The organism is Pseudomonas sp. P5_A2_2, from assembly GCF_054177685.1.
This window is the reverse complement of record NZ_JBGCUL010001258.1, coordinates 1-1145: the sequence shown is the minus strand read 5'-3', so window position 1 is coordinate 1145 and position 1145 is coordinate 1. Positions and strand designations below refer to the sequence as shown.

Annotated in this window: 1 protein-coding gene; it reads left to right on the top strand. The window is 64.0% G+C overall.

What is annotated here, in order from left to right; translation table 11 throughout:
- Positions 1-88: 88 nt before the first annotated feature.
- Positions 89-1145 (top strand): AAA family ATPase (locus tag ACXRVY_RS30625; protein ID WP_458239155.1); only part of this gene is annotated, 1057 nt, incomplete at its 3' end.

The following is a 1145-nucleotide window of genomic DNA, read 5'->3' as shown; positions in this document are numbered from 1 at the left end:
CTTCTGAGTCGATCAGCGTTGTTATTGGAGTGACCACGTGCCATGCCTCACGAGGGCACACCCATGTTTTAGTCTTCAGGAAACCAACGTGGCACGTCCGCAGCCCCAACCGAACCCAGTCCAGCTCCGCTTCATCGAGTTCGAACTCGACGAAGCCAACGCCTGCTTGTCACGCAACGGAGAAGCTGTGGCGTTGGCGCCAACTCCCTTCACACTGCTGTGCGTCCTTGCACGCCAGCCGGGATCGTTGGTGACCAAGGATGCCTTGCTTGATGCCGTGTGGGGGCATCGGTTCGTCAGCGATTCGRTGCTGAAGACGGCCATCAGCGATCTGCGCAAGGTGCTGGGCGACGACCCCAGGCAGCCCCGCTATATCGAGACTGTGTCGAGGCGCGGCTATCGCTTCATCGCCGCGCCCTCCCCTGCACCTTCGATGCCGCCTGCATCCGCGACGGTGCCGGCGGCCGGCGCGCATCCGTCACCGCCATTCATCGGTCGCGCCGACGAAATCTCAAGACTGCAACGGGCATGGGAGCGGGCGGATGGCGGTCAGCGAGCCGTGGTCTGGCTCGCTGGAGAACCGGGGATTGGCAAGACCACGTTAATCGAAAATTTCCTTGCCAGCCTTGGCGGCATCACCTGCGCACGCGGCCATTGCGTGGAGCACTACGGCACCGGCGAACCGTACCTGCCGGTGCTGGAGGCGTTGGCCGATCTGTGCCGCAGTGACCCCACCCTGCCGGCGTTGTTGCGCGACGTGGCGCCAACCTGGCTGCTGCAACTGCCGTGGCTCAGCACCACGGCGGAGCGAGACGCGTTGCGGCGCGAGCTTGCCGGCGTCGGTCCGGACCGCATGCTCCGGGAAATGGGCGAACTGCTGGACCGCTACACGGAGCAGCGACCGCTGTTGCTGGTGACCGAAGACCTGCACTGGAGCGATCGGGCGACGGTCCAGCTCATCAATTATGTGGCGCGGCGACGTAGCAACACGCGGCTGATGTGGCTATCGAGCTTCCGCCTCGCCGAGGTGGTTGCGCTCGATCATCCACTCAGCTCGTTGCGCCACGAACTGCGCCTGCAACGTCTGTGCGAGGAATTGGTGCTCGATCCGTTCTCGGAAACCGAGGTCGCTGACTATGTTGCGC